Below are 12,419 nucleotides of genomic sequence, written 5' to 3' on the forward strand. Positions count from 1 at the left end.
CATGATCGGAATGGACCGTCGCACGGGGCAGCCGCTGTCAGGTTCGGCGCATCTGCGGCAGTCCGTGGAAGACATTCTCAGCACGCCGGTCGGCAGCCGGCGCATGCGGCCGGAATACGGCAGCCATCTGCGCCGTTATGTCGACCTGCCGGTGAATGAGGGCTGGAAAAGCGCGGTGCAGGCTGAAGTCGCCCGCGCTTTGGGGCGTTGGGAGCCCCGCTTGAAGTTGGAACGCGTGCGGGTCACCGCTGTGATGGATGGCCAGATCATCCTGCAGCTGACGGGCGCCTATATTGGCAACGGCGTAGTGCTGGAGGTGAACGTATGAGCACTATCGACCTTTCGGCGCTACCGGCGCCGCAAGTGTTGGAAAGCCTGGACTTTGAAGAAATGTATCAGGGGCAGCTGTCGATTTTTCGAGAGTACATGGGCGACAACTGGACCGCCTTATTGGAGAGCGATCCGGTGACCAAGCTGCTGGAACTGGGCGCCTATCGACGTATGCAGAACCGAGCCAGGGTCAACGACGCGGCCAAGGCGCTGTTTCTGGCTCATGCCACGGGTGCGGACCTGGAGCAGTTGGCCGCCAACGTGAACCTGCAGCGTTTGGTCATCCAGGCTGAAGACTCAACCGCCGTGCCCCCGGTGCCGGCGGTGCTGGAGAGTTACGACGCACTGCGCGAGCGTGTGCAACTGAGGTACGAGGGGCTGACCACTGCAGGACCTCGAAACAGCTACATCCTGCATGCCCGCAACGCCTCTGGATTGGTCGCGGATGCCACGGCCGAAAGCCCAGCGCCGGCCGAGGTGGTAGTGACCGTGTTGTCGCTTGAAGGCGATGGCACGGCCAGCCCAGAGTTGTTGGCCGAGGTCGACACTTACCTCAACGATGATGACCGGCGCCCGGTTGCTGACCGGCTGACGGTTCAGGGCGCCGAGATCCTGCCTTATCGAATCGATGCCATCGTGCACATGGCCGGTAGCGGTCCTGAAACCGAAGCGGCGCTTGCCGAATGTAGGGCGCGATTGCAAGGCTGGATCAATCCACGGCGTCGTTTGGGGGTAGAGGTGGCTCGTTCGGCCATCGATGCCCAAGCCCATGTCAGCGGCGTGGCTCGTGTCGAGATCCCTGGGTGGGAAGACATCCGGCCAACCAAAGCGCAAGCGGCATGGTGTTCAGGCTTTACCGTCACGCGGGGTGGCTGATGAAAAGTTTGCTTCCCCTCAACAGCACCCAGCTTGAACGGGCTATCGAAGCGGCCATCGACGAAACCACTGACGTGCCGCTCAGGACTTTATACAACCCGGACACCTGCCCGGCGCACCTGCTTTACCAGTTGGCCTGGGCATGGTCGGTAGATCGTTGGGACGAGGCGTGGCCCGAAGAGGTCAAGCGCTCGGTGATCCGTTCTTCGTTCTACGTTCATGCCCATAAAGGCACCATCGGCGCCCTGCGTCGTGTGGTGGAGCCGTTCGGCTACCTCATTGAGGTAGCGGAGTGGTTCGAGACCGAGCCCATGGGCGTGCCGGGAACGTTCGCCTTGAAAATCGGCATTTCTGACGAAGGTATCAGCGAAGAAACCTATCGAGAACTGACATGGCTGATCGATGACGCCCGGCCGGTGAGCCGCCACCTATCGGGTCTGGACATCGTTTTGGAGGCTCGCCTCGACGCTTTTGTGGGGTTCACCGTTTATGACGGCGATGAGATTGACGTTTATCCCTGGAGCAATCCCGATATCGATGTCGAGGTACAGGAGTACAGCGGCATTGGCCATTACATAATCGATGAATTGGATACCTACCCTTATGGTTGATAAGAACACCATTTTTGGCGGCATGCTGACCACATTAGGTGCCAACAAGAAAACCAATTGCGACGCCTTGGGAATTCCCTGGGAGCCTAAATACATGCTGATCGGGGATGCGAACGGCACCGATCCGGTGCCAAGTCCGTCGCAAACCAGACTGATCAATCAGGTTTATCGAGCCCAGCTCAATCAACTCCGGGTATCAGAAAAGGATGCCAATGTTCTGATCGCGGAGCTGGTATTGCCACCCGATGTGGGCGGCTGGTGGATTCGCGAGCTGGCGCTGGAAGACAAAGACGGCGTGTTCTGCGCTGTTTCTAACGTGGCGCCCAGCTACAAGCCGCTGCTCGAGCAAAACTCTGGCCGCAATCAGGTGGTGCGGATGCACATCATCACCAACGGCACTTCGAACATTCAATTGAAGATTGATCCATCCGTGGTGCTTGCCACCCGCGAATATGTCGATACGAAGATCCTAGAAGAGTTGTACAAGCTCGATAACAAGCAGTCGGTGCGTGCGGCGACTACGGCTAATATTGAGCTAGCCGGGCTTCAGACGATTGACGGCGTTAGCCTGCTCGCTGGGGATCGAGTGTTGGTGAAGAATCAGGCAGTCTCAAAGGAAAACGGCATTTACATAGCCGGCATAGCGGCTTGGCAGCGTGCGGCAGATGCTGATAGCGGTACTGAAGTAACTTCCGCGCTGATACTGTCGGTCGAGCAAGGCGCAACCCTTGCCGATACTCGGTGGCAGTTAATCACTGACGGAACGATCACTCTTGGAACCACGCCCCTCACGTTCCAAAACGTCACCCAAGGGTTTGCGGCGATTAATGCCCCTGCCCTGATCAACCCTACGGCTAACACCCCTACACAATTCGATAACTCACGGCTGCTAGCCACTACCGAGTTCGTCCAGAGAGCATTGGGAAATTACAAAATTTATGGCAACTTGCCCGCCGGTGTCGTTACCGCCGCGCATATGGGAGGTCTGTATCAGCCCGCTGAAGGGGCCGCAATTTTGTTACCCGTGCCTGCGGTGGCTGGTATTCCTTCAGGTGGAGCAATCACGATTGTGATGGGGGGAAGAACTTCTTGCACCGTGGCGGCGGTACCGGGTGCATCGTTAACTGTTGGACTAGCAAATAACACCGTGAAGATGGTTGAAGGCCAGTCCATTACCTTCGTGGCCATTACCGAGACGCTCTGGATTGGACTGGTGTCTGGTGGTCTCGGCCTGACTGCTGAGTTCGGCGCTTTGTTTGGCATGAATGGCTATCAGAAACTTCCCAGCGGCCTGGTATTGCAGTGGGGGTGGACGGCGCCGACCACCTCTGCCGTAACCGCAACATTTCCCATTGCATTCCCAAACCGTTGCGCGTGGATCGGTAGCCAAGATAACGGAGGCGCTCCGAACGTCTCCATCTGGACCTTTACCCTTAACGGACAAACGGGGTTCACCGGCCATAACATCGGAGCTCTAAATAAGGGCTCCGCCTCTTTTCTAGCAGCTGTAGTTTCATCATGCGCATGGCTGGCCGTCGGCTACTAAGGAGATATTTATGTTCGCTTCTAAAAGTGCGCAGGGGTTTTACGACGCGTCGATACACTTGTCGATGCCTCGTGACGCTATTGAAATTACTGCGGAACGTCACGCGGAGCTGCTTGCGGGACAGTCCGCAGGCAAGGTCATTGATTTCAGCCCGGACAGTGGACCGGAACTAATCGATCCACCACCGCCAACATTTGATGTTCTTGCAGGAATTGAAAGGCGATGGCGCGATGAGCGCCTGCTTGCAACTGATGGGGTTGTATCGCGACATCGCGATGAGCTGGAGGCCGGGGGCACCACCAGCCTGACCCCGCTGCAATACAGCGAACTGCAAGCCTATCGTCAAAAACTGCGCAACTGGCCGGAGTCCGGCGAATTTCCCTTGGCGGAGCATCGGCCCATTGCCCCTGCTTGGCTAAATCAGCAATTCCAATAAACGCCCCGCGCTGACGGGGCGTTTTCTTTTCCGCTTCACCACAAACAAGACCTCGCACTGCGGGGCCTTTCCGTACCTGGAGAATCTATGAGTTTCTTTCATGGCGTGACCGTCACGAACGTTGATACCGGTGCTCGTGTCATTGCGTTGCCGTCGTCGTCGATTATCGGACTGGTCGATACCTTCGTGCCGGCGCCGGCCTACAGCGCACAGCCCAATGACCTGGTGATGATCACCAATGAGCGCGAAGCGGTGGCCGCCTTCGGTCCTGACTCGGCAATGACCAAAGCCTGCCAAGCTATCTACACGCGAGCCAAGGCCGTGATTGTGGCCTGCGGTGTGGCCAAGCTGGAGAGTCCAGCCGAACAAACCTCGGCGATCATCGGCGGCGTACAGGCCAACGGAAAGCGCACCGGCCTGCAAGCGCTGCTGGACGGCAAAAGCCGGTTCAACGCCCAGCCGCGGCTGTTGGTGACTCCCAAGCACAGTGCGACACAGGCTGTCGGTACTGCGCTAGTCGCGCTGGCCGACAAGTTGCGAGGGCTCGCCATCCTCGACGGTCCGAACACCACCGACGAGGCGGTGATGGCCTACGCCGAGAACTTTGGCGCCAAGCGGGCGTACCTGGTTGATCCGGGTGTGCAGTATTGGGACACGACGGCGGACGCCACGGTTGACGCGCCGGGCTCTGCCTGGGTGGCTGGCTTGTTTGCCTGGACCGACAGCGAATACGGCTTTTGGGCTTCGCCTTCGAACAAAGAGTTCGTCGGTATCACCGGCACCTCTCGCCCGATTGAGTTTCTGGACGGTGACGAAACCTGCCGAGCCAACCTGCTCAACAACGCCAACATCACCACGATCATCCGTGATGACGGCTTCCGCCTGTGGGGCAACCGCACGTTGTCGAGCGATCCGAAGTGGGCGTTCGTCACTCGCGTACGGACGATGGACATCGTCATGGACGCGATCCTCTACGGCCACAAATGGGCGGTCGACCGCTCCATCACCGCGACTTACATCAAGGACGTGACCGAAGGGCTGCAAGCCTTTATGCGCGACCTGAAAGCCCAAGGCGCAATCATCAACTTCGAGGTATTCGCGGACCCGGAGCTGAACACGGCCAGCCAGCTGGAGCAGGGCAAGGTGTACTGGAACATCCGCTTCACCGACGTTCCGCCGGCAGAGAACCCCAACTTCCGCGTAGAGGTCACCAATCAATGGCTGACCGAAGTGCTCGACACCGCCGCTTAAGGAGCGACCTCAATGGCAATGATTCCCGAAACCCTGGCGAACCTGAACCTGTTCGTCGACGGCGTCAGCTTCCAGGGCGATGTGCCGAGCCTGACGCTTCCCAAGCTCACGCTCAAGATGGAAGAGCATCGCGGCGGCGGCATGGATGCGCCGGTCGAGCTGGACATGGGCATGGAAAAACAGGAAGCGAACTTTACTACCACTGGCGTACGCCGTGAGTCGTTGAAGTTCTTCGGCTTGGCCGACGGCACGGCGTTCAACGGTACGTTCCGAGGGGCCTATAAAGGGCTCAAGGGCAAAGTCACGCCGGTCATCGTCACCCTGCGCGGCACGTTGAAAGAAGTCGACATGGGCGACTGGAAGCCGGGCGATAAGGCCGAGATCAAGCACTCCATCGGGCTGACGTACTACAAGCTCGAAGTGGACGGCCGAACCGTCTACGAGATCGACCCCATCGGCATGCGCCGAGTGATCAACGGCGTTGACCAACTCGCCGCCCAGCGTTCCGCTTTGGGCCTCTAATTTCCTTCTGTCCGTTCGCCCAGTGCCTCGCCTGGGCGGCGTCCTCCTGCCTACTTCAAGGACATAACACTATGAGCGACACCAAAATCCCAAGCTGGATGACCCTGACGGCTGACCGCGTGACTGTGAAGCTGAGCGTACCAAGCGAAGCCAACGGGGTACGCGTCGATACATTGAGTTTGCGAGCCCCGACTGTGCGCGACCTTCGCAACGCTCGGGAGGCGTTCCCCTCCGACGAGGAGAAACAGGATGAGTACCTGTATACCTCGCTGGCTGAGATCGGAACCAAGGATTTAGACGGTCTACTTGTGAAAGACCTCAATCGCTTGCAGGCCGGCTATTTTCGCCTGGTGCAAGATGATGAGCTTCGACCAGAAAGTGCAAAAACAACTCGCTAAGCGCTTAGCCACCGAGCTGAACTTTTCCGCCGCTGAAATCATAGCCATGCCGTTCTCCGACATGGTCTGGTGGCTCTCAGACTGAACAAGGGGTAGACGATGGCTAGCAAACTGGCGTTATCGCTGGTGATTGGCGGCGCCGTCAGTTCGACGATGGCGTCTGCCTTCCGCACGGTTGATGGCCACATCAAAAAGCTGGAGGAAAAAGGCAGCAAGGCCAAGGTGCTCAAGAGCACCATTGGCGAAACCATCCGCCTGCGCGATGAATGGAAGCGGTCGCACGACAGCGGTGCTGCTTCGGCGGATGGCCTGTTGCGCAAACTCAACGGCAACCTTGATGCCCTGCGCAAGCAGGGCGTGGAGGTGGGCAGGCTGGGGCAAGAGTACCAGCGCCTCGGCCGTGCAGCCAAAGCCGCCGATCTGCAACTTAAAGGTCACCAGCAGCTCGATGCCGGCAAGAAAGGGCTCACGTCAAGCATTGGTCAAGGCGTTGTCGCCACCGGCCTTGCAGCGATTCCGACCAAGATCAGCGCGGATTATCAGGCGATCATCCGCGACATCGCGATCAAGGCGGATGTGGTCAACAGGCCGCAAGAAACACAGCTTAGCCAGACCGTAATCCAGACCTCTCGCGATACGGGCATGGCCCGTAACGACGTGGCGGACCTGGTAAATCAGTTGGTCGGTGCCGGCATGGACCTCAAGCAGGCCATGGCTTACGCGCCGACGGCGGCGAAATTTGCCATCGGCCAGGGCGCGTCCGGCGTCGACACGGCCAGCATGATCATGGCGCTGCAGCAGAACGCCAAGATCAACGACCCCAAGGTGATGCAGCAGGCCCTGGAGGCCATCGCCTATCAGGGACAGGCGGGGAGCTTCGAGGCCAGCGACATGGCCCGGTGGTTTCCTCAACTGTTGGCAAGCATGGAGAAGAACGGCAGCACCGGCATGGAAGCGGTCAGCTCCTTGGGCGCGATGCTTCAAGTCCAGATGAAAACGGCCGGCGGCTCGGACGAGGCGGCTAACAACCTCAAAAACTGGATGGAGAAAATCGGCTCGGGCGATGTGGTCAAGGCGTACAAGGACGCCGGCATCGACTATCAAGGCTCCTTGAACACTGGGATTCAGAAGGGCATGTCGACCCTGGAATCCAGCTTCGCCCTGGCGATGAAATACATTCAGGCCACCGACCCGGCGAAAGCGGCGAAGATGGCCGAGGCCCAGGCCAAGATCAGCAAGGAGACAGATCCGGAGAAGGCCAAGGCGGCGCTCGATGCGTTGGAGAAATCCCTGCGTACCGGTGACCTGTTCGCAGACATGCAGGTCAAGGCGGCGCTCACGGCCTACTCGCAAAACAAGTCGCTGTACGAGCAGTTGAAAAAGGATTCGCAGTCCTCTGGCGGGATCCTCGATAAGAACCTGGCCGAGCGGCGCGAAACGTCGAAACAGATGTGGGACGAGCTGGGCCAGGCGGTTAGCGATGGCATGCGCAGCGTGGGGGACGCCATCCGCCCGGCGACCGACGCGGTCGCCCAGGGCCTGACCTCAATTGTGCGTGGGCTGACCAAGCTGTCGGATGGCTCGCAACCGGTGGTGCTTGGCATTGCTGGCATCACCGCTGGCTTGTTGGCCCTCAAGACGGCTGCCAGCGCGGTGAAAATTGGCAAGGGGCTGTACAACATCTCGCGTGGCCGGGCGATGGAACGAGGCGTGGGTGCTCTTGGTGATGCTGCTGCCAAAGCTCCGAAAACCGGTATCAAGACGGTGGATAAGGGCCTCGTACTCGGTAAGCTGATGGGGGCGGGCAATGATTCCGGTGGGGGGCTGAGCACTGAGCCGCAACGTGTGTTCGTCGTCAACGCTGATGCGATAGGCCGAGCAGGCTCTGGTCCAAGCTCAGGCCCCGACGGTGCAGGCAGACGTCAGCGTGGGCGGCGTGGTCGCCGTTCCGGCATCGGAACCCTCCCACGTCGCCGATTGCCCGGCCGGGCGTCGAGTATCCCGTCCGTATCGGCTCCTGCCGCCGTTTCTATGATGCCAAAGGTTGGCCTGTTGGCTGCTGCGCATATTGCCACTGCGGCGGAGGCGGTGCCCGATGGCTCGCTCGGCCGTGCGGTTCAGTCGATCAGGGGCGTCACCCGAGCCACCAAGCGTCTCCCCGGCGGTTCGGTCTTGGATGCCGGGGTGGGAGTTATCGATACCGCGCTTAACGCCAAGACCCAAGACGAAAAAGCCGAGGGATACGGCGGTGCTGCGGGTGGTTTCGCGGGCGCCCTGGCCGGCGGTGCAGCAGGTGCCGCTATCGGTTCGGTGGTGCCGATCATCGGTACCGCCATTGGCGGCGCAATCGGTGCCGCGTTGGGCGGCTTGGGTGGGGAAAGCATCGGCAGCTTCTTGGGTAAGTCCTGGTTTGGCAGTGAGGCCAAGGCGGAAGAGGCCAAGCCTCCCGAGGTCGCCAAGCCAACTGAACCTACACCGCCCGTGCCGCCCAAGGTTGATCAGGCTTTCAGCTTCGCGCCGAATGTCTCCATCACCGTTCAGGGCGACGTTAAAGATCCTGCGCAACTGGCTCGGGAGCTGGAGCCGCATTTGCGTCAGCTCATGGAGGCTTTCTCTCGGGAGACGCTCGCTCGACAGTCGTCGAGCCAGTTGTTCGATGCCCCCCACGTCTAAGGAGGTGCCATGGCCTACATGGAGCAACTGCAATCGGTGTTCAAATCACTGCTTGCAGCGGGGGAGGCTGGCCGTACCAGTCTCGACGGCATGCTGGGCCCGCTCAATGGTGCAATCAGCGACATGACGGGTGCTGCCTCGGAGCTGGAGGGGGTGCCCTTCATTGGGCCTGCCATCGGCGCCAAGATGCAACGGACCATGCGGGCAATCAACGCGGCGCAGTCCGCCGTGGGCCAGGTGGCGGCGAAGTACAACCAAGCCGTCACCGCAGCCGGCCAAGTCCAAGAGCGGCTGGGTTCGCTCAAGGAGCAGGCCGGCAAGGCGGGTGCAGCGATTAATCGCATCGCCGGCCAGGTGAGTCCATCACTGAGCAATATCATGCCCACGGGCTCATTTGCTCCAGAGCTGACCCCTGCGGCCGAGGCAGTGAAGCCGTTCCCGCACTTGCTGATCATGCAGCCCCTGGAGCCGAACGCGCAGCCGTACTACTTCAACCTGGATACGGCGGCATTCGAAGAGCTACGTCGGCAGACGTCGTTTCGTTGGGCAGGCCAGGAACGTCTTACACGCAGCATCGCCCAGCAGGCGGTCGGCCAGGGAGAGGACAAGATCAGCCTCAAGGGCGTGATTTTTCCGGGCTTCAAAGGTGGGCTCAAACAGCTGGACACTCTGCGCACCATCGGGCGACGTCTGCAGCCGGTGAACCTGACCACCGGCTACGGCGAAGTGCTCGGCACCTGGTGCCTGCTCAACATCGAGGAAGATCAAAGCAACCTGCTCGCCGGTGGCATTCCGCGTAAGCAATCCTTTTCACTGGAGTTTGTGAGCTATGGCAACGACCTGCAGAACGTCTGACGGAGATCTGCTGGACACCGTCTGTCATCACTACTACGGCCATCTGAATGGCGCGGTGGAGGCCGTGCTTGCCGCCAATCAAGGCCTGGCCGATGAGCCTCAACCGTTTCGCGCTGGGGTGATCATCCTGCTGCCGGATCTGCCAGCGCAGACGCTGGAGGACGTTCAGTTGTGGGATTAACCAGCACCGTCGCAAGTCACCAGCCCCGCCCCGTGCGGGGTTTCTCTTTTCTGGAGTATCACCATGAAGCCGACCTATCGCATCGTTGCGGACGGCAAAGACATCACCGCGTTGATCAATGACCGGTTATTGAGCCTGCGCACCTCGGACAAGCCGGGCATGGATTCGGATGACTTCGAGTTGCGGATCGATGATCGTGATCAAGCGGTTGCGCTGCCCACGCGGGGGGCGGGTATCGAGGTTTATCTGGGATATACCGGTCAGGCCCTGACCCGTCTGGGGCGCTACACCGTCGACGAGATCGAGTTGTCGGGGCCGCCTGATACGTTGGTGATCCGGGGTAAAGCCAGTGACATGCGCGGCAGCGGCAAGACCGTGCGCAGCGGGTCTTGGGAAAATGTGCCTCTGCAGCAGATTGTCCGCGACGTGGCAGCCCGCAATGGATGGCAGCCGGTGTGCCCTGTGCAAACAAAAGTGCCGCGAGTCGACCAGCTCAACGAGTCGGATTACAACTTCATCACCCGCCTTGCTAAACAATATGACTGCACGGCCAAGCTGGCCGACGGCAAGCTATTGGTCATGCCTCGGCAGGGCGGCCAGACCGCCAGCGGCAAGAATCTGAGCCCTGTGGTTTTGAAGCGCTCGGATCTGAGTCGCTATCAATTCCGTCTCGGCGACCGCAATACGCAAAAGGCGGTACGCACCAAGCACCAGGACAAAAAATCCGGAGCCCTGAAGGTGGTCGTGCTGGATAACGATGACCTGCCGAACGGACTGCCAGCGGTCCATACCGACCGGCACATCTACCCCAACAAGTCAGCCGCCGAGCAGGCCGCCAAGGCGCGCTTGGCCGCGTTCAATCGCAGCAGCGCCGGGGTTCGTCTGGAAATGGCCGGGCGTACCGATGTGTTTGCCGAACGGTCCATCATTGTCCAGGGGATCAAGCCCGGGCTTGATGGTGAATACCTGGCTGAGGCGGTTGAGCAACTATTTACCTCCAGTGGCTGGACCACCACCGTCGAGTGCAACGGCGGCAAGAAGGGCAAGGCCGATGCCAAAGGTAAGAAAAAGAAGAAGGAAGCCAAGCCGGTCAAGGTCGTCCAGCTTTAGGCGCGCCCAGCACCACCCTCAAACACAACCGCAACCCGCCATCGAGCGGGCTTTTTTTTGGAGCCCCCATGTCAATCACCGAGCAGCAACTACAACGGATCATGCCCAACGCCCGCCGCCAAGCGGGCGTTTTTGTATCGGCCCTGAACGCCGCCATGGCCCACCGACAAATCGACACGCCCAAGCGGCAGGCGGCATTCCTGGCCCAGGTTGGGCATGAGTCCGGCCAACTGCAGTACGTGCGAGAGCTGGGCGGCGATCAGTACCTCAGCAAATACGACACCGGTTCGCTGGCTGCGAAACTCGGCAACACCCCGGAGCCCGACGGAGACGGCCAGCGTTATCGCGGTCGCGGCTTAATCCAGGTTACCGGTGCCCGCAACTACCTGCGCTGCAGCTTGGCACTGTTCGGCGACGAGCGCCTGTTGCGCACGCCCGAATTGCTGGAGCTACCCCAATGGGCGGCCGAGTCGGCTGCATGGTTCTGGTGGGTCAGGGAACTGAACGTGTTGGCTGATCGGGGTGAGTTCGAAATGATCACCCGGAGAATCAATGGCGGGCTCAATGGCCTGCAGGATCGCCTGCAGCTTTGGGAGCGGGCGAGGGCGGTGCTATGCGTCTCGTCGACCTGATCCCGCTGCAATACCGCGTGCTAGCCGCCGGGCTTCTGTTGTTCGCTCTGGTCGCCGCCTCGGCGGTCATCGCCTGGACGGTCCAGGGCTGGCGATACGGTCAGCAGTTCGAAAAACAAGCCCGGCTCCACACCGAAACCCTCAACCAAATCACCCTGGCCTCGGCCGCGCTGCAGCGTACCGAGCATGATAAGCGCCTGGCTCTGGAGCAGCGGCTGGCCGCCAAAGACCAAACCCACTATCGAGCCCTAACCGATGCCCAACGTGATCAGGATCGCCTGCGTGATCGCCTCGCTACTGCTGATGTCCGGCTGTCAGTCCTACTCGACGCCACCGATACCGCCAACGGCTGTGCGGTGCCAGCCACCACCAGCGCCGGCGGCGTGGTTCATGGAGCCACACGTGCCCGACTTGACCCGGCGCATGCTCAACGAATTATCAGAATCACGAGTGAAGGAGATCGCGGATTGATCAAACTAACCGCATGCCAAGCGTATATCCGCGAGGCCACGCAGGGGGATCATTGATGAGCTGTTAATAAGAGCGATTTTTGCAAAAAATCGTATGCTTTGAGCTTCAGGCTCAGTGATGATTTTGCTCAGTACATATCCGTTTAAAGTTTTGATCAACTCATCATAAGTTTTTTCCGGATTCCATTGCCCTAGCAAAATCCGGTTTGTCTCTGCCTCAAAGTGCTGCAGCACTTTGGCACGTAATCGTTCCTCGCTTTTCATTTTTTCACCCTTCTAAAAATCCACAGTGAACTGAAAAGCTGAAGTTCGTAGTGCTATTAGACGGATGGTTGTCGCCTTGGCTCTCGGGCCTATCCTTAAATCCAGTGCATCTCCTGCTGTAGGACCTCAATGAGAACCCCCTGGGCAGGCAAAAATATGCGCATCACCAATTCGAATTATAGGGGGCTATTGCCTTCGCGACGGCCTGGCAGGCCTGCGCCAAAGAAGTTTCGACACCGAAGTGAAAAGGAGCGACCCGGCCGG

14 protein-coding genes are annotated in these 12,419 nt (G+C 59.7%); all 14 read left to right on the forward strand.

Annotated elements, in window-relative coordinates; genetic code table 11:
* The first annotated feature begins 1 nt into the window (after position 1).
* The 14 genes from ACE04F_RS14410 to ACE04F_RS14475 all read left to right on the forward strand — a co-directional run bounded on the left by ACE04F_RS14410 (position 2) and on the right by ACE04F_RS14475 (position 11,948).
* Entirely contained in the window at positions 2 to 328 is a 327-nt protein-coding gene (locus ACE04F_RS14410) for a GPW/gp25 family protein (RefSeq protein WP_198724298.1), read from the forward strand.
* Entirely contained in the window at positions 325 to 1,206 is an 882-nt protein-coding gene (locus ACE04F_RS14415) for a baseplate assembly protein (protein WP_486107678.1), read from the forward strand. The genes ACE04F_RS14410 and ACE04F_RS14415 overlap by 4 nt, the downstream gene beginning before the upstream one ends.
* Positions 1,206 to 1,817 (forward strand): phage tail protein I, encoded by a 612-nt coding sequence (locus tag ACE04F_RS14420; protein ID WP_486107680.1) that lies wholly within the window; start codon positions 1,206 to 1,208, stop codon positions 1,815 to 1,817. The genes ACE04F_RS14415 and ACE04F_RS14420 overlap by 1 nt, the downstream gene beginning before the upstream one ends.
* Positions 1,810 to 3,363: a phage tail protein gene (locus ACE04F_RS14425; protein ID WP_486107682.1), complete on the forward strand. Its 1,554-nt coding sequence runs from the start codon at positions 1,810 to 1,812 to the stop codon at positions 3,361 to 3,363. The genes ACE04F_RS14420 and ACE04F_RS14425 overlap by 8 nt, the downstream gene beginning before the upstream one ends.
* Before the next feature lie 10 nt (positions 3,364 to 3,373).
* Positions 3,374 to 3,799 carry a phage tail assembly chaperone gene (locus ACE04F_RS14430; protein ID WP_486107684.1) on the forward strand — a complete coding sequence of 142 codons (426 nt, stop codon included), beginning with the start codon at positions 3,374 to 3,376 and terminating at the stop codon, positions 3,797 to 3,799.
* 87 nt (positions 3,800 to 3,886) lie between these two features.
* Positions 3,887 to 5,050, forward strand: coding sequence for a phage tail sheath subtilisin-like domain-containing protein (locus tag ACE04F_RS14435; RefSeq protein ID WP_486107686.1), 1,164 nt, complete (start codon positions 3,887 to 3,889; stop codon positions 5,048 to 5,050).
* A gap of 12 nt (positions 5,051 to 5,062) precedes the next feature.
* Positions 5,063 to 5,572, forward strand: a complete 510-nt coding sequence (locus ACE04F_RS14440; RefSeq protein WP_411386984.1) for a phage major tail tube protein — start codon at positions 5,063 to 5,065, stop codon at positions 5,570 to 5,572.
* A 71-nt stretch (positions 5,573 to 5,643) separates the two neighbouring features.
* The gene (locus ACE04F_RS14445) at positions 5,644 to 5,970 is read left to right on the forward strand and encodes a phage tail assembly protein (RefSeq protein WP_460107450.1); all 327 of its coding nucleotides are present in this window, start codon (positions 5,644 to 5,646) and stop codon (positions 5,968 to 5,970) included.
* A gap of 99 nt (positions 5,971 to 6,069) precedes the next feature.
* Positions 6,070 to 8,643, forward strand: coding sequence for a phage tail tape measure protein (locus ACE04F_RS14450; RefSeq protein WP_486107689.1), 2,574 nt, complete (start codon positions 6,070 to 6,072; stop codon positions 8,641 to 8,643).
* 9 nt (positions 8,644 to 8,652) lie between these two features.
* Positions 8,653 to 9,498 (forward strand): phage tail protein, encoded by an 846-nt coding sequence (locus ACE04F_RS14455; RefSeq protein WP_486107691.1) that lies wholly within the window; start codon positions 8,653 to 8,655, stop codon positions 9,496 to 9,498.
* Positions 9,473 to 9,679, forward strand: coding sequence for a tail protein X (locus ACE04F_RS14460; RefSeq protein ID WP_486107693.1), 207 nt, complete (start codon positions 9,473 to 9,475; stop codon positions 9,677 to 9,679). The genes ACE04F_RS14455 and ACE04F_RS14460 overlap by 26 nt, the downstream gene beginning before the upstream one ends.
* Before the next feature lie 63 nt (positions 9,680 to 9,742).
* Positions 9,743 to 10,789, forward strand: a complete 1,047-nt coding sequence (locus ACE04F_RS14465) for a phage late control D family protein (protein ID WP_486107695.1) — start codon at positions 9,743 to 9,745, stop codon at positions 10,787 to 10,789.
* 68 nt (positions 10,790 to 10,857) lie between these two features.
* Positions 10,858 to 11,421 carry a glycoside hydrolase family 19 protein gene (locus tag ACE04F_RS14470; protein ID WP_486107697.1) on the forward strand — a complete coding sequence of 188 codons (564 nt, stop codon included), beginning with the start codon at positions 10,858 to 10,860 and terminating at the stop codon, positions 11,419 to 11,421.
* A complete protein-coding gene (locus ACE04F_RS14475; protein ID WP_486107699.1) occupies positions 11,403 to 11,948 on the forward strand; it encodes a lysis system i-spanin subunit Rz in 546 nt (181 codons plus the stop codon). The genes ACE04F_RS14470 and ACE04F_RS14475 overlap by 19 nt, the downstream gene beginning before the upstream one ends.
* The last annotated feature ends 471 nt before the right edge of the window (positions 11,949 to 12,419 follow it).

The organism is Pseudomonas sp. AGC41, from assembly GCF_057334555.1.

Bases quoted from the DNA above. Each gene is read 5' to 3' on its own strand.
- ACE04F_RS14410 (WP_198724298.1), top strand. From the start codon at position 2: ATGATCGGAATGGACCGTCGCACGGGGCAGCCGCTGTCAGGTTCGGCG.
- ACE04F_RS14415 (WP_486107678.1), top strand. From the start codon at position 325: ATGAGCACTATCGACCTTTCGGCGCTACCGGCGCCGCAAGTGTTGGAA.
- ACE04F_RS14420 (WP_486107680.1), top strand. From the start codon at position 1,206: ATGAAAAGTTTGCTTCCCCTCAACAGCACCCAGCTTGAACGGGCTATC.
- ACE04F_RS14425 (WP_486107682.1), top strand. From the start codon at position 1,810: ATGGTTGATAAGAACACCATTTTTGGCGGCATGCTGACCACATTAGGT.
- ACE04F_RS14430 (WP_486107684.1), top strand. From the start codon at position 3,374: ATGTTCGCTTCTAAAAGTGCGCAGGGGTTTTACGACGCGTCGATACAC.
- ACE04F_RS14435 (WP_486107686.1), top strand. From the start codon at position 3,887: ATGAGTTTCTTTCATGGCGTGACCGTCACGAACGTTGATACCGGTGCT.
- ACE04F_RS14440 (WP_411386984.1), top strand. From the start codon at position 5,063: ATGGCAATGATTCCCGAAACCCTGGCGAACCTGAACCTGTTCGTCGAC.
- ACE04F_RS14445 (WP_460107450.1), top strand. From the start codon at position 5,644: ATGAGCGACACCAAAATCCCAAGCTGGATGACCCTGACGGCTGACCGC.
- ACE04F_RS14450 (WP_486107689.1), top strand. From the start codon at position 6,070: ATGGCTAGCAAACTGGCGTTATCGCTGGTGATTGGCGGCGCCGTCAGT.
- ACE04F_RS14455 (WP_486107691.1), top strand. From the start codon at position 8,653: ATGGCCTACATGGAGCAACTGCAATCGGTGTTCAAATCACTGCTTGCA.
- ACE04F_RS14460 (WP_486107693.1), top strand. From the start codon at position 9,473: ATGGCAACGACCTGCAGAACGTCTGACGGAGATCTGCTGGACACCGTC.
- ACE04F_RS14465 (WP_486107695.1), top strand. From the start codon at position 9,743: ATGAAGCCGACCTATCGCATCGTTGCGGACGGCAAAGACATCACCGCG.
- ACE04F_RS14470 (WP_486107697.1), top strand. From the start codon at position 10,858: ATGTCAATCACCGAGCAGCAACTACAACGGATCATGCCCAACGCCCGC.
- ACE04F_RS14475 (WP_486107699.1), top strand. From the start codon at position 11,403: ATGCGTCTCGTCGACCTGATCCCGCTGCAATACCGCGTGCTAGCCGCC.